Below are 23711 nucleotides of genomic sequence, written 5' to 3' on the forward strand. Positions count from 1 at the left end.
CATGGAAAACATCAACATTAAAATCGGAATCGTAGACGATGATTCCCTTTTTGTACAGCTTTTAAAAAATTATATTGAGAAAGATGACCGGTATAAAGTGGTGCATACCTCAAAAAGCGGAAACCTTTTCCTTAGTGAACGTAATACTGATTTTATAGACATCCTCCTGCTGGATCTGAGAATGGCTGACGGTGACGGAATAGAAGTAATGTCAGCTTTATCCCGACAGGAATCTGAGATTAAAATCATCGTTCTCTCCAGCTTTTACCGCCGGTCTTTTATGGGGCAAATGCTCAAAATGGGAGCCCATGCATTTCTGCCCAAAGAAATTGAGCTCGATGAATTACTGAATGTCATCAATGCTGTGCACCGTACCGGGCATTATTTCTCTGATGAGCAGGTAAAAGTAATGAGGGAACAGTTATCCAACAAACTTCCGGAGTTTCATGCGTATTCTAAAGATGATCTGACGGAACGGGAAATAGATGTCCTGAAGCTGGTCTGCCAACAGATGAGCACCAAAGAAATTGCAGACAATCTGTGCATTTCCCCTAAAACAGTAGAAACCCATAAAACCAACCTGATGATCAAAACCTGTGTAAAAAACATGGCCGGACTCGTGATTTATGCTGTTCAGAATCATATTGTGGATGCGAATGAAATTGTACTGTTGGATAAATAACCTATTCTTTATTAAATTTATTGACTGCCAAATCAGCCAACCCTATAAAGAGTTGCTTACCCACTGCCTCATTAATCCATGCAAAATTATTTTCTCCCGATCCAATGATTTCTAAATACACTTTATTATTTTTTTCAAATACCCTAGCCTTCACTTCTCCCCCCTCAAAAATATGCTTTTCCATGGCGGTATTCGTCAGGATAAAGTTTTCGTCATCATTTTCAGTGAATACGGTTCCGCCTCCGCCTGCAGTGGCAATGCCTCCATTGATTCTCGGACCAAACAGCTCATTATTTCCGCCTAAAACGGAATAGGGTACTGTTAAATGGATCCGGCTCGTTAAAAATTTATAAAATTTAGGTACAGTCAATTTTTCGGAAACATCACCCACTTCTTTTAGTATGTCATAATGATGCTTCCGCCTATTAATAGAAAGACCAAAGATACTCCACACAAAACGGAAAGCCCGCATAGGTGGAAACTGCCTTTGCCCATCGCTGTAAAACCATTTGTGAAGAGTATAGTTGACCCGATTGTCATTCTGTAATGCTGATATAAATCTGTAGATCTCCATTGTATAGATTTTAAGTTATAATATATATTCATTAAAAATCAGGGAGAACTTAAAATGCGCTCCCTGACAGATAAAATTCTAAAAACACACCATTAAGAAGCGCTTAACATTTTTGCAATAGAGATCGCATCTGCTACGGTATCCATGCTGTAGATCTGCATTATACCCTGTATAGTAGCTGCCTGACCCAAAATGTTCTGCTGGTTTTGCGAGTTGACTGCATTTTCAAACATGATTCCGGTAGAGTGTGCTGCCGCCTGATAAACGTTGCCTAAGGCCACCGCCGGGGCTTCTCCCACTACCTTCACATTCGATTGGGTAACTGCATCTGTAATTTGAGGATTAACTGTTTGTGACATGATTTTTAATTTTTTGTGGGATATTGCTATCCCGGTTGTTCGTTACATTGATTATTGTTGCCATCCCCTGTTATTTACCAGTTTTGGCGAAGAAAAAAGGGTTTAGGATGCTCCCAGCATGGTTGCAATAGAAATAGCATCTGCTATGGTATCCATGCTGTAAATCTGCATTACACCCTGTGTAGTGGATGCCTGCCCAAGAATATTCTGCTGATTCTGCGAGTTGACTGCATTTTCAAACATGATTCCTGTTGAATGGGCTGCTGCCTGGTACACGTTACCTAAAGCGACTGCCGGAGCTTCTGCCACTACTTTTACATTGGATTGAGTAACTGCGTCTGTGATTTGTTCATTGACTGTTGTTGCCATAATTTAATTGGTTTATGATTGGATGAGAAGGCAATCGGACTTTCCAATTGCCGGGTTTGTTTATTGGTTATATTGTTTTTCTGTTAAGATGCTCCTAACATTTTAGCGATGGAAATAGCGTCTGCTATGGTATCCATGCTGTAGATCTGCATTACACCCTGCGTAGTGGCTGCCTGGCTCAGGATATTCTGCTGGTTTTGGGAATTCACTGCATTCTCAAACATAATTCCTGTTGAGTGAGCCGCTGCCTGATATACATTACCTAAAGCGACTGCCGGAGCTTCTGCTACCACTTTTACATTAGACTGGGTAACTGCGTCTGTGATTTGTTCATTGACCGTTGTTGCCATAATTTAATTGTTTATGAGTTGATGATTAGTTTAGATACAACCGGATTTTCCGGCTGCAATAGTTGTTTTTGTTTTGTTTTTTTAGCAGGTCGGGATTCTGTTAAGAAGCATTCAGCATTTTCGCAATAGAAATAGCATCTGCTATGGTATCTACGCTGTAAATCTGCATGATGCCCTGGGTAGTGGCTGCCTGTCCTAAAATGTTCTGCTGATTCTGCGAGTTTACCGCATTTTCAAACATGATTCCTGTAGAGTGTGCTGCTGCCTGGTAAACATTACCTAAAGCTACTGCCGGGGCTTCCCCTACCACTTTTACATTAGATTGCGTCACTGCATCTGTGATCTGTGGGCTAACTGTTTGTGCCATAATTGTAGTTTTTTGATGAGATCTGATCTCGGTTAATAAAAATTTTAATGAGTATTGTTTGTATCGTTTGAATTCCTGAAAAAGGATGCGGTTATCAAATTTTCAACATCAGTTGAAAAAAAGTTTCCTGCCACTGTACGCATGCTGTACATTTTGTGATCTTGTGGATAGAGTGCCTGTTTGCCTGTTTACGTTTTACAGCATTTTAAAATCTGCACGATGATGAATGTTGACTAAAAACTATGTTGAGGTATCGGGCAGAGATGTACAGGGTAAGAAAAACCGCATCCGTAATATCTTATGATTTTTTTTGTCGGTGAGTATGAAAAGTTAATCACCAAACCGGCTTTTCCTCAGTGCTGCGGCTTCTTCATATCTCAGCTTTCTCCCCAGCACTTTTTTATAGCCCATGACAGAATTACTTAATGACACCAGAAAATCTTTTTGCTGATTGGCTACGGACTGTTCAAACATTAATCCTGTAGAGTGTGCGCTTACCTGCATATTCATTGCGCTAGTAACGGCAGCTGACATTCCTACCACTTCTGTATTGACTTCGTTTCTGTTGTTTTCCATGAAATTTAGTTTTTTGGTTAGACGTATTATTTATTCATTCCGGCTATTCTCGCCTGTAGTTTATTGATTCTTTCAGCCACTTTCAATTCTTTGGCTTTGATTTTTTCCCTGGAAATTTCCTGCATGCTTTTTAACTGGTCAGCATAGTTCATTACACCGGAATTTGTGGTTGACACTGCCGGTTGGGCGGATTGCTGCTGTTTTACGGCTTCTTCCAGTTTTGCGAGTAAAGGAGCCAGCGATTTCATGGTTTCCTTAGTAGCTTTTTCTTTGATGTAATTGATGATTTCATCTTCATGACTAATGATAAATGGTAATACACGCTCATCAAGAACTTCAGGAATGATCTCTTCTGCGGTGACTTCTTCTGCAGTCTCTTCCGGTTTCGGCGGATCAGCCGGAGCGGCGTTACTGCGGTTTTTTCTCGTAATCATGATTATAAATGGTATTTAGTTATGGATCAGATGAGGTTGCATCTGAAGGTATTTAAAGCAAATAACTGATAAACGCGCTGGCTGCCGTCCAGTCTTTGTTCAGGTCTTTAATGACGTTGCTTCCTACGATTTCAGTGCATAAATTTCCCACGATCACATTGGCGGAAAGCAATTCCTTTAATTTATCCGACGGAAGGTCTAAAATATAATCTTCAGCCAGCAGAGGAATGGCAACACTGTTTGCGGCAGTTTCATTCACGATGACACTGAGTATTTCCTGACAGTAATGGGCAATTAATTTAGCTCCCTGAAATTCCAGCTCCCTTTTTAATTCCGTTATTTCACTTTGGGTCACCAGATCGGAAATTCCGTTGACATCCACATCGTGGGTACTGTACATGGCTTCACCGGCATTGGAAGGGCTGATCGTGATATCGGTTTTTAAAATAACGTTGGCTTTTTCCAGGTTTACTGTCAGAATTTTTGAATCAGCTTCTTTGTCGGCAACATCGTTTAATGTATTCAGTGGAAGTATCCTGACATTGCAATAGAAGGTTTTGGGATCATCCAGCTTCATCATAACGACAGTAATTCCGGTAGATTTATCTTTTGGCTCTACTACAAATGACTGATAGGAACCGTATTTTTTATTTTTGTTTACACAGCTTACAAGCCTTACTGTCGGCTGAATATTGATGCTGGAGGTTTCCAGAGTGAATACGGCCCTGTTTATATTATTCTCAGGTTTTTTCATACTGAAATAAGCGGTATCGCTTTCCCGAAGCAAATAAAAGCTCTCGTTCAGTTCCTGTAAAGAACGCAGGTTTAAGATTTGGGCAGGTTTAAGTTCGTTTGAATAACTCATCTTTTATTTTTTTTAGTTTGTCAATTAGTTTTGTTGTTATGTTTTTTTTGATGGGCCGGTCGGGTTCCGTTTCTTCTGCTGCAATCACGGCTTCCTGAATGTCCGGTTTTACAAGCGGCTCAGTCAGTTTTATAGATTTCAGCACGATTTTTTCGTCTTCTTTATCTAATGAAGGGAAATGTTTCCTCACTCCTTCCTCCGGTTTTGGAACCTCCTCAGTAACAGCTTCTGTCAGATGTTTTTTTTTTCAGGATCTTCATGAGAAAATGCATTTGAGGGTGTCATATTCCGGTTATCGCCTGTATCAGAGCTTGTAGTATACATTGTGGTAGAAATCCTGGTCTTAGCCTCTGCATATTCACTCACCATTTTAAACAGATCCCGCATCATTTCATTTCCATTACCCATATCACGTATTTCTGCATTATTGCTTTCTGTGGTCTGGCTTCCTCCGTTTCCTGTCGGCGGCATACTGGGAGTTCCGTATGTTAATAAATTGTTTGCCAATCTGCTTAATGCAATCAGCCCCAGCTGCTCAAAACCTTTCAGAAAGGACTGTAAATCCTGAACCATCATCCCGGTAGACTGGTCGATAATGATCTTCGCAGCTCCGATCATCGGAGAAGCAGCCGGCGGGGTTAATACTTCGTTGTTTACAAATACTACTGCGTTCTCTGCAGGATTTGTAGCCTGGCCTGTACTTGTATTGGTATCCATTTTTGTAAGGTTTTAAATTATCCCTTTAAGATGTTAATGGCATCCGCAATAATCACAGGGTTAAGCTGATTTAAATTCTGCTGGTTGGTCACCGAATTCTGTATGGAAATTCCGCTGGCATGAGTTGCCATCTGGTAGAGCATACTCATGGCTTGTGCCGGCGATTCACCAAGCACTGTAACATTGGTTTGCGTTACCGCATCTGTAGTCTGGCTGTTTACTTTATCTGACATATACTTTGTTTTATGGTTATTAAAATTTTAGTTTTTTGGTCGTCTTAATTTTTCAGAGATTTTTCCTGTCCTGATCCTGTACTTTGTGTATATTGCAGTCAGAATCTTAGGTAACCTGCTGTTTTCATTACTTTTATTGATACAAATTTCTCAAACAAAAAGAGATCAACGTTCAGGGAAAAAACTGAATTTTAAAAAACAGGGGAATTCCCCCAAAGGTGAAATTGATCACGGATAAAAGATTTCCAGACCGACATAAACACCCTCAGAGAAGCTCATCAGAACCAGAGTCCACTAAAATCAACTCATCAGAAATAAGTAAAAAATCTGTATTTAAAAAGAAAATTAAAAATTTTGTAAAATAAAAAAGTCAGCTATTATTTACGAATAGCTGACCTTTTACTCAGGAAATGTGTCCCTGCCTTCTAATTTTCATATTTATATAAAAATATTAAAAGAAAATTGTAATATCGAGAAAAATCCATGTCTGGTTGAAGGCAGTACGACACATTCTATAGTGACATCATCAGTTTTTTATAATCATTTTATTTCTTTAAAATTTTCACACTCTGAACCTCTTTATTCCCAAAATAAACCCGGATTACATAAGAGCCTTTCGGGTAGGCATTAATATCAATTTTACCCTTAGCACTCAGCTGGTTTAATTCTTTTAATCTTCGTCCGGCCAAATCATAAATTTCAATTTTATCCAAAGATTTATCTGACTCATAAAAAATGAAATCCGAAGCCGGATTCGGATACACTTTAAAGCGAACGGAATCTGTTTCGGAAACCATAAGCTGACTTGTGTTGATGATTTTGCTGATAACGGAAGAGCATCCGTTTTTATATACCGTTAAAGTAACCGTATAGCTTCCAGCTGTGGCATACTGATGACCGGGACTGACGGCTACAGATGTTGATCCATCGCCAAAATTCCATAATACCGTATCATAATTCGAGGAAGTATTTGTGAAAGTAATCTGCTGATTGTTTCCTGACGCAGAAAATCCTGCATTGATGTGATAGACGTTCATCAGCCACATAGCAGGATTTGTCAACACCGTATTCCCGGAGATCTGCTGATCATATTCTGCCGTATTTTGAGGAAGCCCGCCCAGATAAGTGGAGGGCAGCGAGGTTTCCTGATATAAGGTGGCATACACTGACGCAGCAACCAGATAACTTCCGTTGAGGTTCGGGTGAATGTCATTAAAAGAACCATGCAAAGCCAGATCCTGTGAGGCTGTATAATGAGCACGTGCAGATTCTCCGGCAGGAATGATCTCCGCCTGCATAAGATTTGCCATTTTGGTAATAGAATCTTTTATAATTCCCTGAAAATTAAAATAAGTGGCATAATCATTTTGTGACGGAACTCCATAAGGGATCTCATAAAGAAAAACTTTGGCGCACGGACTGTATTTTTTAATAGAATCACGGATTTTTCTCCCTCTTTCAGCTGTAAGGCTTACCGGAAAAGAAGCTCCGGCAGATTCTGAGGTTCCGGGCTGCAGAATGGCAAAATCAAATACTTTTGACCTGATGACCTGATACATGGCTGCATCATTAATGTGATGCACAAAGCCTGCTCCACCTGCGGTATGGGAAGTAACATCAACTGTTTTTCCTTTAGACAAAGCTATATTTTTAAACTGCTCCGGCATATTATTAAAATAAGTCATACTGTTTCCTATGAATAAAGCCTGCTGTGTCTGTGATTTCACCGCAAATGCACATATAAAAAATAAAGAAATAAAAATTTTGTTCATATATAAACGGTTAAAAATTAAAATATCCGTTTTTCTCCTGTCGATTAATGAAATTTAACAGCAAAAAGTAAGACAGAAGTAAAAACGGATAGAAAAACACACATCTGTGTGAGAAAAAAACACAAATTTATCTTTAAAGAACAATAAGCTTTTTACTAAAATCGGCCCCATTGTCTGTTTTTACTGAAACGATATAGGTTCCGGATTTAATTCCGGCTGCATGTAAATCTAATTTATAGTGACTGCCAACCGGCTTAACTCTTTCGGAATATACTTTTCTCCCCGTCATATCGGAAACCGACAGCTCACAATCGGATATTTTTTGTGAAAATGAAATCATTACAAAATCTCTGGCAGGAACCGGTGTTATTGAAAACTCCGCTTTAGGTGCTGCTTCTTTTACTGATAAAACACTACTGTTCTGATTGAAAAATTCCCAAATTTTTTGAGTGTACGAAATATCATTCTGCCCGGTAAGCCAGATGTGGTCTGCATTATTCACTTTAAACAGTTCGATTACTGAGTTGTTATTAGGGCTTACATATCTGTAATGATCAACAGTATAACCATCATTTGCCGTATCGGGAAGTATAGTATGAACAGGATTGGAAACTGACTGATTATTGGTTTTCCAGTAACTGATCATTTGATCCACTGAATTTCCAAAATTATTATTTACATATCCAATTGTGTTATCACTTGTTCCGTGAAAATGGGCAATTGAAACGGCACGTCCCGGGGTCCCGGCTGCAACAGGCAATATTGCATTTCCGAAAGTACCGGCCACTGATGCAAATACTTTTATTTTATTGTTTAAAACCAAAGCCAGACGCTCCGTCATAAAACCACCCATCGAAAATCCGCAGGCAAAAACCCTGTTAGGATTGATGCTGTAATCCTGTTCCACTTTATCAATCAGTGAACTGATAAATCCTACATCATCCACATTGGCGTTCGGGGTGTAAAAACTGTAGCCCGCTCCGGAGTTCCAGGAAGTTCCGGCCATTGGATCAGCAAGTGCCTGAGGACAAACCACAATGATGTTATTGGTTTCTGCCAAAACATTAAATCCGATATTTCTGAAGTTGGTCATATTATCTCCCAACCCATGTAAAGTCAATACCAGAGAAGCCGGATTTTGCGGATTGTAATTGGAAGGAATGTAAATGGAATATTCCCTTAGGCCTGATGTATGTTGCAGGGTTCCGGTCTGCCACTGTTGACAGAAAAAGTTTAAAGACGTTAACAGTAATAATAAAAAGATCGATTTTGTTTTCATATATAATTTTTTTAAAGATATTTATTCGTGTTCATGAATCAATTTGATAAAAGTCAAATTCAGAAATGAATGTTTTGACATTAATCAAACTCCTGAAACATATAACACTGCCCTTAAATCAAAGATCTGATTCCAAAATCCAAAAAGGAACTCTAAGAGTTTCCTCTTTGGATATATAGTATATAAAAATGGTGTTGTATTTCTATTTTTTGATGAATTTGGAATTATAGGTTTTTGTTCCTTCTTTGATGGTTATAAAATAGATACCTTTTATTAAGCCTGCTATATTAATGATCTGGCTGGCTGTATTTCCCTGCTGCACCAATCTGCCGTCAGCTGAGAAAATGGTATAATCTGCTTTACCTTTTAAGTTTTTAATTCCTATAAACGTTTCGGCAGGATTTGGGTAAATTTCTATTTCTGTTTGGGTATTTTTTACATCTTTAGCAGCAAGTACTTCAGAGATTTTAACAGTCAGGTCCATAATACCTCCTGCCGTGCTTGGCAGCGTGCCACATGCATTCGCAAGTGCTGCATTAAAATTACTGGCTATCCTCATTCTCAACAGTTTATCGCCTGCATAAGCTGCAGCCGGCACTGTAAAGTTCCCGTTTGCCGTTCCAATACCATTCTGATTAGGAAGTACACTCCCGCTTGTATAAACCTTTTCGCCTGCTTCAAAAGTACCGCTTCTGTCATAATCTATCCATACATTGTATACCATTGGAGCATTTTGCTGATACAGCCCGAAAACAGTAATAGGGTATGAATTGCCTTTGGTAAGGGTGATTATCTGAGACTCATCTTCGCTTAAATCCTTATAAGACCTGAAAGTAGCATCTACATAATTGATATTTGAAACCTGTACTCTTCCAATAGCCCCCACTGAATTGATCCCGGTATTTAAAATACAATAATCGACACCTGTTTTTAAACCTTTAGTTTTAAATGCATAAGTACCGGAAAAACCGCCTGCTACGGTATTCACTACTGCCGCTACCTGCACTTCATAATTTCTTTCATCTTCAAGGCCGTTTAATACTACGGAATTGGAATTGCTGACTGCATTTAACCAGTTTACGTCACCTGTTTTTCTGTAATTCACTGAATAGGTTGCTCCCGGAACTTTATTCCATGATATTCTGGCAGAAGTTCTGAATACTTCAGCATCATTTACGGAAACTCCAGTCGGGGCAGCGGCTGCAGATGTAGGAGCAGCACCAACCGTTATTGCAGGAGATACAGCATAGAATACATTTCCTAAAGCCGATATCCTCAATTTAATGGTTCCGGTTAAATTAGCGGGCATTTGTACTGAATAGCTTCCTGTATTAGGAGTAGAAGCTACAAGATCCGTCCATGTCGTTCCATTATCCGCAGTATAGTCAATTTTAACGTTCGCCACATTATATGGAGCATTATTTGTGTTTGCGACTTCCCATGCAATGTCATTGGAAGCATTATTATATAGTTTTGAAGATGTGGTTAATCCGTTAAATTTGAATGGCCCGTCATTTCCGACGGTTACTGTTGTTTCAGAAGAGGAAAGCATTGGCCTTGCCTGATTCAGATCTCTCACCGTTACGGCATAGTGTAAGGTTCTTGGAATGTATGATACCGTTTCCCATGCCTGCTTATCCGTCAGCTTCCCATCTATCACTGACTGCAGTTTCGGAAAATACCTCTTCCCTACTTCTGTCCCGAAATATGATCTGGATAAAGCACCCTGCGTATTATATCCCCAACCGCTGTCACCTGAAACAGATGCAGACTGGTCTACACTGTCATATTGTTCCCAGGTATATCTTACAGGATCATTTTCAGGATCATTGGCTGCTGCCTCAAGATAATAAGCAGTCCCTTTGGGAATGTTGCGGGCAACAAGAGCAGCAATGACAGGTGGCGTATTATTGTTGATATCCTGAGAAATCCCGCATCCCTGTCTGCCTTCCACATTCGTCAGGATCTGGTCTATGGATGAGTAGTGGAAATAAGCATCTGAACTCATCTGCACATTATCATCAGTAATACCGGCATATCCCATGATGGTTGTTCCGCCTCCGGGTTCTACATTTACTCCTGAACCTTCCGTCCTGGTTGAAAATGTGTGGTTTCCGCCAAGCTGATGTCCCAGCTCATGAGCAACATAATCAATATCAAATGAGTCTCCCTGAGGAATATTATTGGCTGGTGAAGTGAAGCCTGACCCTTTATAATTTTCCGGGCTTCCATCTGCATTCAGCGTCATATCATCACTGCATATACATCCGATGCAGCCGGCATTACCTCCGCCTCCGGAAGCTCCGAACAAATGCCCGATGTCAAAATTGGCATTTCCTACATTCGTATTAAGGGTATTCATCAGCTCAGGACTCCACAAGGCGTTGCTTACGCCCACATCAGAATCTGAATAAGGATCTGCAACCGGATTGGCATAAATAATCCCCGGAAGATCCTGAATTATTAAATGAATCCCAAAATCCTTTTCAAAAACACCGTTGACCCGGGTGATCGTATTATTCATCTGGGCAACAGCTCCTGCAACTCCCCCAAAAAACTGGGTATATTCTCCGGTAGTGGATAAAGCCAGTCTATAGGTCCTGTATTTTGTGCTTGAAGGCCTGCTTGTAATCCCGATACCGGAAAGTTTTTTTTTGCCGTTTTCCTTTAAGCGCTGAATATCTTTCTTACCTGCCTCATTTGTATCACATTCAAAACCATGATCGCTTTGCGTTCTTTTCGTTTTATAAAAGACACCATACGTTTTTTTATCAGCAGTTATGGGTTCTATGAACTGAAATATCCCGTCTTTGACAATCATTGACTGAATTTCAGTGGGTGAAGTACTGAATCTAAGATATTTAGACGGATCATCAATCCCTACTCCTACATAAGATCCCAACTGATATCTTTCAGCCATCGCCTTTTCCATAACGGGATTGCTGTATACGGCAAACTTTTCAATCTTCCCTTCCGCTGTAGGGAGTGAAATAATAACAGCCTTAGCATCTCTTCCCGTTTCTACCGCATTTTCTAAAATTTGTCTGATAGAAGTTACATCAACCCTATAGGCATATTGAACCTCGACTTCTTTCCGGATTTGAGATTTTTTTTGCGAAACCGATTCCCATCTTTGTGCGTGAATACTTCCCAATCCACCGGCTAATGCACAAACAAGTAAAATTCTTTTCTTCATAATTTAAATATTTTGTTCTTATCTTAAATTTCAGCTGAAAATTTTAACAATTCAAAAGTAATTATTTAAATAAATGGTTTTTATTCAAAAAATACAACACATCAATAAACAGTATGCAATAAGTATGGAATAATTAAACAGGATCATCAAAATCCGATTTTTACCGGATAAATTCTCTGTTTATATAAAGCGGTTTACTGGCATCAAAACTACAATAAGAAAAACCCGGTCTTACTGACCGGGCTTTTCAAACGATTCTTAAATATTAAAATAAATCCCTGTGATAACGATAAATGCAGACTTATAACCTGCCATTACCATATTGAAAAAATCTCTGCCAAAACTAATCAGAAAACCAGTCATTCAAAAGACTTAAAGGATTAATTTACAGCACATAGTATGTAATACGTATGTTAAAATATCAAGTACGTATTATATTTATTAATATCATTTTATTATTTTTATCGTTATTGGTAAATTAGATGAGCCGAAAAAGCATTTGTAATGAAAAAAAATCTCTTATTTATTGTTTTATTTCTATTCGCTCTTTGTAAGGCTCAAACTGACAAAGAAAGCCACTGGAAAAAAGAAATAAACGATATCACCTTAAATTCTGCCGGTGAAAAGGAAATACAGAATATCCAAAATATCATTAAAAACTGCCGGCAATCAGGATTTACTCAATGTGAAGGATCAGGATACCTTAAAATAGCCTATATATTTTTTAAGAATAATAATACTGTTGAGGCTATTCATTATTTGGATAAAATTGAAAAGGATCAATTGATTACTTCAGATTCCGATTTAGAAGCGTTTTTCCATTTAAAAACCTTACAGTGCAGCATTTATCAATCTACAGGAGAGTATACGGCTGCCCTTGAAAAACTGAAAGAATTTCCGGAAAAGGTAAATGACTATCCCTACTTTAATTATTGGATTAATGTTCTGAACGGAAATATTTATGGCCATTTGCAGAATAACGATCTTGCCATAAAATATTACAAAAAAGCTTACAAACTCTCTAAAACATGCCGGGAGGAAAGTAATTTAAAAAAACTTTCTATAAAAAGAGAAAATCAAATCGGAAACAGCTATAAAGCCACTTCATAACTGGCAATAGCTTATCTTAACCTGAATAAAATCGATTCTGCGAAATTATACATTCAGGAAGCCCTTGGAGATTTAAAAAATTTAAATAACGTAAAAGATCTGGATATCAAATACCTGACTCATTTTAATGCAGGGACAATTTATTCAGCTGAAGAAGATTATGCAAAAGCACAGGAACACTACCTGATCAGCAAAAAAATCATTGAAAAATATTATCCTATCGAAAATTTGCAGAAAGATATTTACTCAGTTTTACTGCATCTTTACGAAAAAACAAATGAGACAGACAGTATTAATTATTATTCGAAAAAGATCTTTGAAATAGATGAAAAAAACAAGGCTAAAAATATTTCTGTAAAGAAAATCATCGATAATAAAAACAATACCATTAAAAAAGAACTTACCGGGAATAACCGGAAACTTATATACATCCTCGTTGCCATCATACTACTCTGTTCCGTTTTGATTTTTCTCAGCCTGTTTTTTTATAAAAAATATAAAAGCAGAAAATTTGATAAAAAAGACAATCCTGTAAGTCCGGCTGTATCTCAGACAAATTATCATGAATTATTCGAAGAAATAGTGCTTCTCGCCAAGCAAAACAAACCTGAATTCCTGACAAGATTCAATGAGCTGTATCCCGGTTTTTCAAATAAAATATTAGCCGTCAATTCAGATATTCAAAGCTCTGAAATAAGATTCAGTGCCTATTTATATTTAAACTTTTCTACAAAAGAGATTGCCGAATATACCCATATCTCAGTAAGAACAGTACAAACTAAAAAATATAATTTAAGAAAAAAATTAAATATTCCCACCGATATGGATATTTATGTATGGTTCAACCGTTTAATGCAATAGTATAACTCTATTCATCCCGGCGAAGTAATGACATTACAAAAGTTTACAGGTGATTCCATTAAACATTTACGGATGCTCTATTTTATTAATCACGATTAACACTTTTAGCCTGCCGGACAGACTGATTATCTTTCAGGTTAAGCCGGTAAACCAGTGTCAGCCGATAACGGGCAGCATTGGGAATACTGGTCTGATTGATTTCGTAATCTGACCCTTTAGTCACGCTGCTGGATTTTCTCAGCTCAAACAGGTTACTTACATCAAATGTCACCGTTGCTTTATCCTTTAAAAAAGTCTTGCTGCATCCAAAATCAATACTATGAAGAGCATTGGTACGGGTTTGCGCAGTGGCATTGGCACCCCGCAGATTATAAACGGTCTGGAAAGCAAGTTTATTCTTCAGCTTCAGCTGGGCACTTAAACGGGCAGTGAGCGTGTTGCCTGAAAAATCAAAACTCTGATTCTGATAAGCTCCTTGTTTGGCATAATGAAACAGATTAAGCTCGGTATTTAGCTGCAGCCATTTGACAGGGTTATACAATAATGATAATTCAAAACCCTGACGTGTTTCTTTATCGATATTGACCGGCATACTGATAAACAGACCATTGGCATCCCTGTAGGTATAATCTTCAATTACTCCGCTGTTTCGCTGGTAATAGAATGAAGGATTAAAAGTGAGGGTTTTCCAGTTTCTAAGAAAAGCGATTTCAAATACATCAGCATAAGACGGATTAAGATCAGGGTTACCGACATAGCGGGTGCTCAGATCTGTTAACTCATTAAAAGGATAAATCATATATAGAGAAGGCCTGTTGATCCGTTTACTGTAACTGCCCTGCAAAGTTGTGCCTTCATTAAAACGGTAGCTGACATTTAATGTTGGAAAAAGACGGTTGTAATTTTTATCATTGGTGTAACTCCCTTTGAGGTCTTCGATCCCGATGTGGGTCAGCTCACCTCGCAAACCTGCCTGATAGCTGAAATCTCCTGCTTTCCCGGAAAACTGCACATAGGCACTTCCAATCAGTTCCTTATACAACAGATGATTGTCAATCTGGTCAATGATTTTCCATCCTGCATCATTTTGCTGTTCGGCAATAAAATCACTGGTTACGCTGCGGTTCTCTGCTTTCAGACCAAATTCCAGTACAGAAGTGCTGTCCAGAGGCTGCACCATATCTGTTTTAATCATAAAATCTTTACTTCCACCGGCTGAGTTTGTCCTGATGGCCGGCAAGGTAACAGCTACCGGTAAAAGCTTACTGGTTGCCAGGTTCCAATCTTTACTGCTGTTCCAGAAATCATATTGTAAATCAACGGTAAATTTCTTTCCAACCCGTTCAAAAGTACGGGTGTAATTTGCTTCCAGCTGATTAAAACTTCGTTTTTCCCATGATTCACCTTTACGGACCAGACTGCTGTCGATTAAGCCATTCTTCCCTGAATACAGGTAATTTAAGCTGGTCTTGTCATGATCATTGGTCGCATTCCTTAAAAATGCAACAGTAAGTGTATTATGGTCGTTGATTTGATAATCCGCCCCAAGGTAAAGTAATCTTGCATCATCGTGTCTGTCTTCATCCTGTCGCTGGTTCAGATAAACCGGCGTATCCAAAAGCCCGGTAGACTGCTGCATGGTGTACAAGCCTACATAATCTGACAACCGTAATCCATAGGTTCCAAACAAATTAAGTTTATTTGATTTGTAATTAAGACTGGGACTCAGGCGGGTTTCATTGGGAATACCGCCAACTACCCGGAGCTGGCCGCTAAATCCTGATTTCTTATTCTTTTTCAGGATGATATTGATAATTCCTGCCGAGCCTCCTGCATCGAATCTGGAAGAAGGATTGGTAATCACCTCCACACGTTCCACCTGATCGGCAGGCACCTGCTCAAGGGCATTTCCCTGCGTTAATCCGGTACGTCGCCCGTCTATCAATACCAGTACATTTGTATTTCCCCGAAGACTGACCGCACCTACAGGGCTTACACTCACCGAAGGAACCATATTCAGCAGATCAGTAACCGCCCCCGATTGCGAGAGAACATCTTTGCCTACCTCGAATACTTTTTTGTCCAGTTTAAGGCTGACAGATGCTCGTTGGGAAGTCATTGATACTTCTTCCAACAGTTTTGCATCAGGTTCTAAAATGATTGTCCCGACTTTTACCGGAACACCGGAACTGACCTGTACAGGCTGATTAATGGTTTTGAAACCCATAAGGCTGTAACTGATATTATAATTTCCTGCCGGAATATTTTCCATGCGGAACATTCCTTTACTATCGGTGATAACAACGGCAATTTGTTTTTCCTGGTTTTCTTTTAGTATTACAGTTACGTAAGGTATAGGCAGAGCCGGTTTTTCGTGCACCGTCCCCGTTATTTCTGATCCCTGTGCAAGGCAGTATTGGGCAGTAATCAGTACGACAAAGAGTAATATTATCTGTTTCATAATGTAAATTTAAAGTGCGGAAACAGGCATTTAGCTTAAAAACATGTGAACGGCTCTATCAGCTTTTAAACAGCCATCAGATTTTGGGTATTCCGTTGTATATTTACATTATGCATCAACTGTTATTTCTATTAACGTTTCTTGGTTTCCTGGTTCCAGCTGTTATCAGTAATGAAGACCCAGTACCTGTCTATAAAACAGGTGATAATCCGGCATGGGCAGCAAAAAATTTCAATGATAAGGACTGGTCGGAAACCCGGGGAAATACTTCGGATAAGATATTCTGGTCGCGAACGCATTTAGAACTTCGCAAGGTAGAAAAAAGTGCCCTTCCTCTTGGCCTCCAGATAGGATCCTTTGGTGCTTTTGAAGTCTACTGGGATGGGGTGCTCATTGGTAAAAACGGACAGTTGCCCCAAAATGGACAACCTGAAATACCGGGTACGGAGAGCAGCTATTACAGGATCCCGGACCATCTGATTTCGCCGGGTCCTCATATGGTTGCCCTGCGCAGTTCCCAGTCATTACTTCCGCATGTACAGCGCAGCATTGGTTTTAGTATAGAAAACTATCCTACATTACTGACCCATCCATTGGTTACCATGTCTTATATGAACTTAATGGCCGGAGCCTTCCTCATTGCAGCGATCTATTACTTTTTTCTTTATGTGAACAGCAAGCGCAAACAACGGGATATCCTGATTTTCGGAACCATATGCCTGCTTTTTTTTGTTTTACTGATCCTGGAATACCTGAAGTTCCATGTGGTTATCCCATATTCCCTGTTTTTTATACGACTGGAAGTCATCGGCTGGCTGACTTTTGCCAATGCATTGCTCGTTCCATGGTATTTTATCATTCAATTCAACTTTAAAAAAGGGAGATGGCTCATGGCTGCCCTGTTATTGACCCTGCTGTTTATTTATTTTTACAATTATGGGCATTATGACCTGACCGCGCGGTTTTACAGTCTTGCCATGCTGGTCACTGCTTTTATTGTGGTGCTGAACAGTATTATCCAAAAAGAGAAGGGAAGCTTTATCGTACTGGCCGGGTTGTTGATTAGCGCTTTGGTCAACAGATATATGTTTTATGACTTCGGGCTGTTCATCAGTTTTACCCTGATCGTCTTGTGTATGCTTTACCTGCATTCCATCCGTACCAGTGTTATGGAAGCGGAGCATCAGAATGCATTAGTACTTTCTTCAAGGCTGCAACTGGAGCTGCTCAAAAAAAATATCCAGCCTCATTTTTTAAGAAATACCCTGACTTCCATGATGGATTGGGTAGAAGAATCTCCCAAAGAAGGATCACGTTTCATACAGGCATTGGCAGCAGAATTTGATATTATGAACGAGATCTCTGACCAGACCCTGATTCCTATATCCAAAGAACTCGAGCTCTGCAGGCAACATCTTTCCGTGATGGGATTCCGAAAGGAAATCAATTATATCTGGGAACAAACCGGGATTGATGAAACACAGCTTATACCGCCAGCCGTTATTCATACTTTGCTGGAGAATGGCATTACCCACAGTGAACCGATGTCAGGAAATACCGTTAAATTCATCCTCCGTTATTCGGTATCGAAAGAGGCACATCAGTATGTTTTTGAAACGGTGGCAAAAAACCGGCAGATATTAACAGACCGGACGGGAGGCAACGGCTTTAAATACATCAGGGCACGTCTGACAGAAAGCTACCGGCAGAACTGGACCTTTGGTTCCGGAGCTACGGAATACGGCTGGGCATCCACCATTCAAATTTTAAAACCATGAATATACTCATCATAGAAGACGAAGCCCGCATCGCCAGGCGTTTGCAGCGCATGACCACTGAATTTTTCGGGAATGAACCTACCCGCATTACGCTTTGTGACTCTCTGCAAAAAGGACTTGATGAAATTGCAAATCAAACCCCAAATCTATTGCTGCTGGATCTCAATCTCAATGGTGATAACGGTTTTGAGGTATTGGAGCAAATGGTTGCTGCTTCTTTTCATACGATCATTGTTTCTGCTAATATTGATAAAGCGATCAATGCTTTTGCTTATGGGGTGCTTGATTTCGTTCCAAAACCTTTCGACCAGGACAGGCTTTTTCAGGCGTTGAACCGGTTTATCAATCCGGCAGTAAAACAGGATGAAGCCATTAAATACCTGGCAGTAAAAAGGGCCGGACAAATTCGGCTGGTGAATATTTCAGAAGTTATATACATCAAGGGTGCCGGAATTTACACCGAACTACACCTTAAAAACGGACAGCAGGAATTGCACGATAAGTCACTCGAACTTTTACAACAACTCCTTCCCGACTGGTTTGAACGCATTCACAAATCTTACCTTGTCAATCTTCAGCTCGCCGAAAAAATATTAATCAATCCGGGTTCCCGGTATGGATTGCTGCTTCAGACCGGAGAAATCTTACCGATAGGACGTTCAAAATACAAGGAACTTAAAAACAAGATGATATGATTGTTAAACGCTGATTTTTAAATAATTAGCATATTGTTTTATTTGCTCATTGCAAAGCTTAACCATTATTTTCAATCAAACTTAATAAACATCCGATCAAAATTCAGGGTCATTTTTCCGAATTGACGGATCACATCCTGGCCAATATTACCATAGACTGTCTGATCATGGATACTTTTCTTCAAAACACTGATTCCTTTTAATGAAATGGACTTTCCAAGTATATGAAAAGTGTGGTCTATTTTAAAACCTTCATGCTCTGCCGTTCCGCCGGCACCGCCCATCATAATACTAACAGGCTGGTACTGCTTTTCTAATTCAGCTTTATTCTCTGTATAAAAGGTGGAATATAAAATTGTCTGGGTCGCGCCGGTATCGAATGTAAAATGCTTCCCGTCTATGTAAATCAGGGGAGAAAGTCCGTTGATCGCAAGGTTTGAAGGCAAACTAATTTTTGTTTCATGTCTGGGAACAAAGAAATAATCGTCCCGGGTGATCTGCACTTCCTTTAATGCCTCGATGACAGGGAAGCCCAAAATACCATTAATCTGATACTTTATCTGCGGAAAGCTGAGCGCTGCGTCTTCAAATACGAGGAATACAGCATTTTCAATCACAATATTCCCTAATGACATTTTTTTGCAAAGGGCAAGATCTGCTTTTACAGTAGCTCCGGTTACAGCCTGTACATCAATATCGGCAGGAATAATCTTCATTTTTAAACGTTGGGCCACCGATCTGGAAACGGTTGAAATATTGGCTCCCGTATCAAAAATAAAATTCATTTCATCGTCTCCTGACTTTATTTGAAGGTTCTTTAAATTCGCTGCATCCTTAACCATTTTTAATCGGGTATCAGCATTGATGATCACCTTCTGCTTAGGCTCATTCTCAAGGGCGGACCAGATTTTCAGATTATTCTGTAAGTCTTTTTTCTCATCCTCCGGAAGCGTTTTTCCATATTTCTTTAAGGTATTTTCGACTGCATTTTTTGCCCCTGAATAATCGTACAACTTCACGCAGTTGTCTTCTTTTATACGATAGATCTTAAACATCAATGAATCCGGAAGAGCCGTTTTTAAAGTCGCCAGCTTCAGAATTTTCTGATTAGAACTTTCCGGTTTATTAAATGCATTGTCAAGTACTGCCCCGAAAAAATATTGATATTCTTCAGACAAGTTCTTTTTATTCTGTGAAAAAAGTTCACCGGCTTTGAAAAAGTTTTTTTTAACAACCTGATCATAGATAGGATTGAAGCCTGGATGATCATCAGTCTGGGCAAAGCCAGCCCATGGTAAAATAAGCATTACAAAAAGGATAAACCTATTGAATAATTCCATCAGTTTTTTATGTTCAGATTTTCTTCTCAATAATATATTCACTGTACAATATGATTTAATATGCTAAAATATTAAAATCAGCAGAAGGTTCAGTACAATTTTTTGTTTTATCTAAATAATGAAAATAATAAACTATAAAGAGTTCATTACCTCTTTTATTCCCTGCTCATAAGGAGTTGGTGTAAAATTGAAGGTTTTACAGAATTTTGAACTGTCGAAAAAATAATCCTGGTCATTCTGATACTGCATTTCGACCAGCTCACGAATAGTGCTGTCAAACAAGCCTGCAACGGTTAACATCACTTTTCCCAGGAGCATGTAGGAAGCTTTTTTATTTTTAAGGGAACTTATATGAGAAATGAAATCTTTCCCGGTCCATCGTTCAGAGGAAGTCGGCAGATGCCACACCTGACCATAAGCTGCTTCTGTATTTCCGAGGATTGCCACTGCTTTTGCAGCATCAGGAGTGTAGGTAAAGGAATGTATCTTATCTGCTTTTGATTGCCATTTGGGTTGTTTTCCTTTTGAAACAGGATCAAGAACCAAGGCATTCAGAATTCCGTTTTTTGATCCTGGACCGTAGAAATCGGCACTTCTCGCAATCAAAGCCTGTAATCCTTTCTGAGATATTGCTTTTTGTATTTCCTGTACCATCTGCATTCTCACTTTCCCTTTTTTTGATGGCGGATTCATCGGACTTTCTTCTGTCATATGAGGAATTGCATTCCGGTCATACATATAAATGTTATCAAAAAAGACCAGCTTCACCTGATGTTTTAAACAGGAATCAATGACATTCCGGATAATTACCGGCCAGTCTTTCTGCCAGATCTTCAGCTCATATTTTAATCCTACAGCCAGATACGCAATTGCAGACCCTGCAATGGCCTTATCTACCTGCTCTGCATCAAGGAGGTTTGCCGAGAATAGCTCATCATCACCGTTCACCTGCTTTGGAGAACGGGCCACCAGCCGTATCTGATCTGTAAATGGTCTGAGTTCTTTTGCCAATAGAGTACCGATATCACCACCGGCACCAAGAATAACCTGTGTCATATTATTTTTTTTATACTCCAAAGCTACACCCTGTTTTATGTTCAAAACGATAACCCGTGTTAAGATTTTGAGGCAACCAGCATTTTTTTACGGATACGGCTGAGGCTTTCCGGAGCAATTCCCAGATATTGGGCAATATAGCGTTGCGGGATTCTCTGCAGAATGTCCGGTTTGTTTCGGATCAGCTCTTCAAACTGCTGTTCATATGATTGTGAAAGCAGAGATTGGATGCGTTTTATATTGGCTGTAGCCACATTTTCGATGATAGCATTGAATAATAAAGTGATAGCCGGCAATTCGGACATACAGTGGACCAGACTTTTACAGGTTATCACAAGGCATTCGACCGGTTCAGTGGTGATGATATTTGTTGTACACTTCTTCTTGTGGGAAAAGCTTTCCAGATCGGTAAAGAATTCATTTTCAAATACAAAATTACAGGTTTTTTCTGTTCCGTTCCCGTCATAAAAAAATTGACGAAGACCTCCGCTGAGTACAAAAAAGACTTCCTCGGCAACCATTCCTTCCTGTAAGAGCAGGGTATTCTTTTTATACTTTCTGCGTTCAAAAAACGAATAAAAAAACAGTCCGTCTTCCATAGAAACCGGTGTGTATGATCGGAGAGCTTTAAGAAATGATTCCATGTATTAAAATTAAAAAGAAAAATCCGAATGTACTATCAAAATACTGTTTAAAAAAATGTCTGACCCGGATTAAGTATTTATACTCAAACCGTTAATTGGTTGTTTGTACTCTAAAACAGGTGCTTCCTTCTTTGTTACTTTGAATAGAAGATTAAAGGTTATCATATAAACCGTTAAGCAAAAAACTAATCAACCAAAACATTCAACATGGAAACAACAAACGCAAACGTAAACTCAACTGGTCAGCTACAGTTGGGAGGAGGTGCTCAATTCTGGGTTTATCTCTCTCCGCAAAACAATACCGCCAAAATGATCTCAACATGGCGTGTAACATTTTCACAGGGAAACTGGAGCGATTCCATTTCAAGCGAGAATCCGATGAAACAAATTCAGACTCCCAATCTTTCGGGAATCTTTGAAATTAAGGTAGAATTATTAAACGGCTCTACAGGCACATGGCGTCAGATACCGCCTCAACAGGGAAGTCATAATGAAATAGGCTGTAACTCCAACTGTGCTTCAATGGTAGGCATTGTTGCAGACAGTACCAACCCGCCTCCAGGTGCTATTAATGCCCATTTCTGGACCACATGGGATGCAATGTGCAAAACAGCATAGAATAAATTTAAGCAAACCAGCCATAGCATTAACCTGCCGACTCTATTTTTACGGATGTACAATGCATGATTTAAAATTCGTGTGTTTAAACCCTATCAAAAAATAGGGCCGGCAATTGCTATCCTAAGGTCTGAAGATGTATACCTGAATAATTATAAAAACTAAAAACAATCACCATGAATACAGAAAATTATGACGTAATCGTCATTGGCGGCGGAGCCATTGGCCTTGCTACGGCATATCATCTGGGTAAGCGAAAGGCAAAAACCCTGGTACTGGAACAGTTTACTTTCGTCAATCAATTGGGAAGTTCTGCAGGAGTATCACGCCAGTTCAGAATTCCATATCCTGATGAATATATGGTACAAATGGCCCTGGATGCACAACCGTATTGGGATGAACTGGAAAAAGAAGCCGGAATACCATTGCTTGATAAGGTAGGCACGCTCTGGTTCGGAGACCCGGAAGTACATTCCACCGAAGGAAATATCGCAGAAGCGGAAAAAGCACTGAAAGCTTTAAATGTTCCTTACACTACCCTGACGGCAAAAGAAATTGAAGAAAAATACCATTTCAAAAATCTTCCGGAAAAGTATACCGGACTGTTTCAACCGGATGGTGCCAGTATCAATTTTAAAGCAACGATTGAAACGCTTTTAAGCCTGTGCGAAAAAGAAGAAACCGTACACCTGGAAGACAATTCGCCTGTGCTCAAAATCAATCAGATGGGTAAACTTTTTGAAGTCATTACGCCCAACGGAATTTATATCACAGAAAAACTGGCAATCATTCCCGGCCCTTACATCAACAGTGTCATCAACTTGCTGGATTTTAAGATAGAAGCTACTTACTGGAATATGTCTTCGGCTTATTTTAAAAAGACCGATCCGGATATACAGTATCCAACCTGGTTTGTATTTCAGAATGCAGAGGGTGAAAACGGCAACCAGTTTTATGGTTTTCCTTCTGTTGACTGGGATTATCCTGAATATATCCGCGTAGCACCGGATTTCGTTATAAAACCTCTGGAAGAGCCAAATGACAGGACATTAATTCCTAATCCGCAGGAGCTGGGCTATACTTCCGAATGGGTAGAAACTTATATGACAGGATTAAGTCTTGAGCCTGAATACACCTCTACATGCCTTATTGCCTTAAGTACGATACCGAATAAGGAACTTCTGATTGATTTTGCTCCCAACTATGTGCCCAACCATAAAAACATTGTCGTATATGCTACCGGATGGGCGGCCAAATTCACTCCTTTCTTAGGAAAAATCATGTCTGATCTTACTTTAGACGGGCATACGGATTTTGATATCAGTCCTTTTCAGTTAGGACGAAAATATTTTTTAGCCATTTAAAAACAATACAA

The 23711-nt window shown here is 39.4% G+C and carries 25 protein-coding genes; 7 read left to right on the forward strand and 18 right to left on the reverse strand.

Annotation, left to right across the window (positions count from 1 at the left end; translation table 11 throughout):
• Position 1 precedes the first annotated feature (1 nt).
• A complete protein-coding gene (locus AB8P06_RS12835; protein ID WP_369842311.1) occupies positions 2-682 on the forward strand; it encodes a response regulator transcription factor in 681 nt (226 codons plus the stop codon).
• Between the two features lies 1 nt (position 683).
• Here the strand turns inward: AB8P06_RS12835 and AB8P06_RS12840 are convergent, their stop codons facing one another.
• From AB8P06_RS12840 to AB8P06_RS12905, 14 genes are all read right to left on the reverse strand, one after another.
• Entirely contained in the window at positions 684-1256 is a 573-nt protein-coding gene (locus AB8P06_RS12840; protein ID WP_369842312.1) for a hypothetical protein, read from the reverse strand.
• A gap of 92 nt (positions 1257-1348) precedes the next feature.
• The gene (locus tag AB8P06_RS12845; protein ID WP_369842313.1) at positions 1349-1615 is read right to left on the reverse strand and encodes a RebB family R body protein; all 267 of its coding nucleotides are present in this window, start codon (positions 1613-1615) and stop codon (positions 1349-1351) included.
• Positions 1616-1717: 102 nt separating this feature from the next.
• Positions 1718-1984, reverse strand: a complete 267-nt coding sequence (locus tag AB8P06_RS12850) for a RebB family R body protein (RefSeq protein WP_369842314.1) — start codon at positions 1982-1984, stop codon at positions 1718-1720.
• Between the two features lie 83 nt (positions 1985-2067).
• On the reverse strand, positions 2068-2334 hold the full coding sequence (locus AB8P06_RS12855) for a RebB family R body protein (RefSeq protein ID WP_007846095.1): 267 nt from the start codon (positions 2332-2334) through the stop codon (positions 2068-2070).
• A 100-nt stretch (positions 2335-2434) separates the two neighbouring features.
• Positions 2435-2701, reverse strand: a complete 267-nt coding sequence (locus AB8P06_RS12860) for a RebB family R body protein (protein WP_007846097.1) — start codon at positions 2699-2701, stop codon at positions 2435-2437.
• Between the two features lie 330 nt (positions 2702-3031).
• Positions 3032-3277, reverse strand: coding sequence for a RebB family R body protein (locus AB8P06_RS12865; protein ID WP_369842315.1), 246 nt, complete (start codon positions 3275-3277; stop codon positions 3032-3034).
• 26 nt (positions 3278-3303) lie between these two features.
• Positions 3304-3711 (reverse strand): hypothetical protein, encoded by a 408-nt coding sequence (locus AB8P06_RS12870; RefSeq protein WP_369842316.1) that lies wholly within the window; start codon positions 3709-3711, stop codon positions 3304-3306.
• Between the two features lie 52 nt (positions 3712-3763).
• On the reverse strand, positions 3764-4576 hold the full coding sequence (locus AB8P06_RS12875) for a hypothetical protein (RefSeq protein ID WP_369842317.1): 813 nt from the start codon (positions 4574-4576) through the stop codon (positions 3764-3766).
• Positions 4554-4766, reverse strand: a complete 213-nt coding sequence (locus AB8P06_RS12880) for a hypothetical protein (protein WP_369842318.1) — start codon at positions 4764-4766, stop codon at positions 4554-4556. Before AB8P06_RS12880 ends, AB8P06_RS12875 begins: the two co-directional genes overlap by 23 nt.
• A 41-nt stretch (positions 4767-4807) precedes the next feature.
• Positions 4808-5293 carry a hypothetical protein gene (locus AB8P06_RS12885; protein ID WP_369842319.1) on the reverse strand — a complete coding sequence of 162 codons (486 nt, stop codon included), beginning with the start codon at positions 5291-5293 and terminating at the stop codon, positions 4808-4810.
• 17 nt (positions 5294-5310) lie between these two features.
• Positions 5311-5526, reverse strand: coding sequence for a RebB family R body protein (locus AB8P06_RS12890; protein ID WP_007846106.1), 216 nt, complete (start codon positions 5524-5526; stop codon positions 5311-5313).
• Between the two features lie 545 nt (positions 5527-6071).
• Positions 6072-7298 carry a T9SS type A sorting domain-containing protein gene (locus tag AB8P06_RS12895; RefSeq protein WP_369842321.1) on the reverse strand — a complete coding sequence of 409 codons (1227 nt, stop codon included), beginning with the start codon at positions 7296-7298 and terminating at the stop codon, positions 6072-6074.
• A gap of 133 nt (positions 7299-7431) precedes the next feature.
• A complete protein-coding gene (locus AB8P06_RS12900) occupies positions 7432-8577 on the reverse strand; it encodes a CE1 family esterase (protein WP_369842323.1) in 1146 nt (381 codons plus the stop codon).
• Positions 8578-8779: 202 nt separating this feature from the next.
• Positions 8780-11773 carry a reprolysin-like metallopeptidase gene (locus tag AB8P06_RS12905; protein WP_369842325.1) on the reverse strand — a complete coding sequence of 998 codons (2994 nt, stop codon included), beginning with the start codon at positions 11771-11773 and terminating at the stop codon, positions 8780-8782.
• A 504-nt stretch (positions 11774-12277) separates the two neighbouring features.
• Here AB8P06_RS12905 and AB8P06_RS12910 point away from each other — a divergent pair.
• The gene (locus tag AB8P06_RS12910) at positions 12278-12883 is read left to right on the forward strand and encodes a tetratricopeptide repeat protein (protein ID WP_369842326.1); all 606 of its coding nucleotides are present in this window, start codon (positions 12278-12280) and stop codon (positions 12881-12883) included.
• Positions 12884-13111: 228 nt separating this feature from the next.
• Positions 13112-13744 (forward strand): helix-turn-helix transcriptional regulator, encoded by a 633-nt coding sequence (locus AB8P06_RS12915; RefSeq protein WP_369842329.1) that lies wholly within the window; start codon positions 13112-13114, stop codon positions 13742-13744.
• Positions 13745-13829: 85 nt separating this feature from the next.
• On the opposite strand, the gene AB8P06_RS12920 is transcribed toward AB8P06_RS12915, so the two are convergent.
• Entirely contained in the window at positions 13830-16205 is a 2376-nt protein-coding gene (locus AB8P06_RS12920) for a TonB-dependent receptor (RefSeq protein ID WP_369842331.1), read from the reverse strand.
• Positions 16206-16315: 110 nt separating this feature from the next.
• Between AB8P06_RS12920 and AB8P06_RS12925 the strand changes: the two genes are divergently transcribed.
• Positions 16316-17983 (forward strand): histidine kinase, encoded by a 1668-nt coding sequence (locus tag AB8P06_RS12925; protein WP_369842332.1) that lies wholly within the window; start codon positions 16316-16318, stop codon positions 17981-17983.
• Positions 17980-18678 (forward strand): LytR/AlgR family response regulator transcription factor, encoded by a 699-nt coding sequence (locus tag AB8P06_RS12930; protein WP_369842333.1) that lies wholly within the window; start codon positions 17980-17982, stop codon positions 18676-18678. The genes AB8P06_RS12925 and AB8P06_RS12930 overlap by 4 nt, the downstream gene beginning before the upstream one ends.
• 71 nt (positions 18679-18749) lie before the next feature.
• Here AB8P06_RS12930 and AB8P06_RS12935 read toward each other — a convergent pair whose 3' ends face one another.
• The 3 genes from AB8P06_RS12935 to AB8P06_RS12945 form a co-directional block, all read right to left on the reverse strand.
• A complete protein-coding gene (locus AB8P06_RS12935; protein WP_369842334.1) occupies positions 18750-20018 on the reverse strand; it encodes an aspartyl protease family protein in 1269 nt (422 codons plus the stop codon).
• 132 nt (positions 20019-20150) lie between these two features.
• The gene (locus tag AB8P06_RS12940) at positions 20151-21074 is read right to left on the reverse strand and encodes an NAD-dependent epimerase/dehydratase family protein (RefSeq protein WP_369842336.1); all 924 of its coding nucleotides are present in this window, start codon (positions 21072-21074) and stop codon (positions 20151-20153) included.
• A 59-nt stretch (positions 21075-21133) separates the two neighbouring features.
• Positions 21134-21718, reverse strand: coding sequence for a Crp/Fnr family transcriptional regulator (locus AB8P06_RS12945; protein WP_369842337.1), 585 nt, complete (start codon positions 21716-21718; stop codon positions 21134-21136).
• Between the two features lie 207 nt (positions 21719-21925).
• On the opposite strand from AB8P06_RS12945, the gene AB8P06_RS12950 reads away from it, so the two are divergent.
• On the forward strand, positions 21926-22336 hold the full coding sequence (locus AB8P06_RS12950) for a hypothetical protein (RefSeq protein WP_369842338.1): 411 nt from the start codon (positions 21926-21928) through the stop codon (positions 22334-22336).
• Between the two features lie 176 nt (positions 22337-22512).
• A complete protein-coding gene (locus tag AB8P06_RS12955; protein ID WP_369842340.1) occupies positions 22513-23700 on the forward strand; it encodes an FAD-dependent oxidoreductase in 1188 nt (395 codons plus the stop codon).
• Positions 23701-23711: the final 11 nt, after the last annotated feature.

Origin of the sequence: Chryseobacterium tongliaonense (assembly GCF_041224435.1) — a bacterium.
GTDB lineage: Bacteria > Bacteroidota > Bacteroidia > Flavobacteriales > Weeksellaceae > Chryseobacterium > Chryseobacterium tongliaoense.

Bases quoted from the DNA above. Each gene is read 5' to 3' on its own strand.
- AB8P06_RS12835 (WP_369842311.1), top strand. From the start codon at position 2: ATGGAAAACATCAACATTAAAATCGGAATCGTAGACGATGATTCCCTT.
- AB8P06_RS12840 (WP_369842312.1), bottom strand. From the start codon at position 1,256: ATGGAGATCTACAGATTTATATCAGCATTACAGAATGACAATCGGGTC.
- AB8P06_RS12845 (WP_369842313.1), bottom strand. From the start codon at position 1,615: ATGTCACAAACAGTTAATCCTCAAATTACAGATGCAGTTACCCAATCG.
- AB8P06_RS12850 (WP_369842314.1), bottom strand. From the start codon at position 1,984: ATGGCAACAACAGTCAATGAACAAATCACAGACGCAGTTACTCAATCC.
- AB8P06_RS12855 (WP_007846095.1), bottom strand. From the start codon at position 2,334: ATGGCAACAACGGTCAATGAACAAATCACAGACGCAGTTACCCAGTCT.
- AB8P06_RS12860 (WP_007846097.1), bottom strand. From the start codon at position 2,701: ATGGCACAAACAGTTAGCCCACAGATCACAGATGCAGTGACGCAATCT.
- AB8P06_RS12865 (WP_369842315.1), bottom strand. From the start codon at position 3,277: ATGGAAAACAACAGAAACGAAGTCAATACAGAAGTGGTAGGAATGTCA.
- AB8P06_RS12870 (WP_369842316.1), bottom strand. From the start codon at position 3,711: ATGATTACGAGAAAAAACCGCAGTAACGCCGCTCCGGCTGATCCGCCG.
- AB8P06_RS12875 (WP_369842317.1), bottom strand. From the start codon at position 4,576: ATGAGTTATTCAAACGAACTTAAACCTGCCCAAATCTTAAACCTGCGT.
- AB8P06_RS12885 (WP_369842319.1), bottom strand. From the start codon at position 5,293: ATGGATACCAATACAAGTACAGGCCAGGCTACAAATCCTGCAGAGAAC.
- AB8P06_RS12890 (WP_007846106.1), bottom strand. From the start codon at position 5,526: ATGTCAGATAAAGTAAACAGCCAGACTACAGATGCGGTAACGCAAACC.
- AB8P06_RS12895 (WP_369842321.1), bottom strand. From the start codon at position 7,298: ATGAACAAAATTTTTATTTCTTTATTTTTTATATGTGCATTTGCGGTG.
- AB8P06_RS12900 (WP_369842323.1), bottom strand. From the start codon at position 8,577: ATGAAAACAAAATCGATCTTTTTATTATTACTGTTAACGTCTTTAAAC.
- AB8P06_RS12905 (WP_369842325.1), bottom strand. From the start codon at position 11,773: ATGAAGAAAAGAATTTTACTTGTTTGTGCATTAGCCGGTGGATTGGGA.
- AB8P06_RS12910 (WP_369842326.1), top strand. From the start codon at position 12,278: ATGAAAAAAAATCTCTTATTTATTGTTTTATTTCTATTCGCTCTTTGT.
- AB8P06_RS12920 (WP_369842331.1), bottom strand. From the start codon at position 16,205: ATGAAACAGATAATATTACTCTTTGTCGTACTGATTACTGCCCAATAC.
- AB8P06_RS12925 (WP_369842332.1), top strand. From the start codon at position 16,316: ATGCATCAACTGTTATTTCTATTAACGTTTCTTGGTTTCCTGGTTCCA.
- AB8P06_RS12930 (WP_369842333.1), top strand. From the start codon at position 17,980: ATGAATATACTCATCATAGAAGACGAAGCCCGCATCGCCAGGCGTTTG.
- AB8P06_RS12935 (WP_369842334.1), bottom strand. From the start codon at position 20,018: ATGGAATTATTCAATAGGTTTATCCTTTTTGTAATGCTTATTTTACCA.
- AB8P06_RS12940 (WP_369842336.1), bottom strand. From the start codon at position 21,074: ATGACACAGGTTATTCTTGGTGCCGGTGGTGATATCGGTACTCTATTG.
- AB8P06_RS12945 (WP_369842337.1), bottom strand. From the start codon at position 21,718: ATGGAATCATTTCTTAAAGCTCTCCGATCATACACACCGGTTTCTATG.
- AB8P06_RS12950 (WP_369842338.1), top strand. From the start codon at position 21,926: ATGGAAACAACAAACGCAAACGTAAACTCAACTGGTCAGCTACAGTTG.
- AB8P06_RS12955 (WP_369842340.1), top strand. From the start codon at position 22,513: ATGAATACAGAAAATTATGACGTAATCGTCATTGGCGGCGGAGCCATT.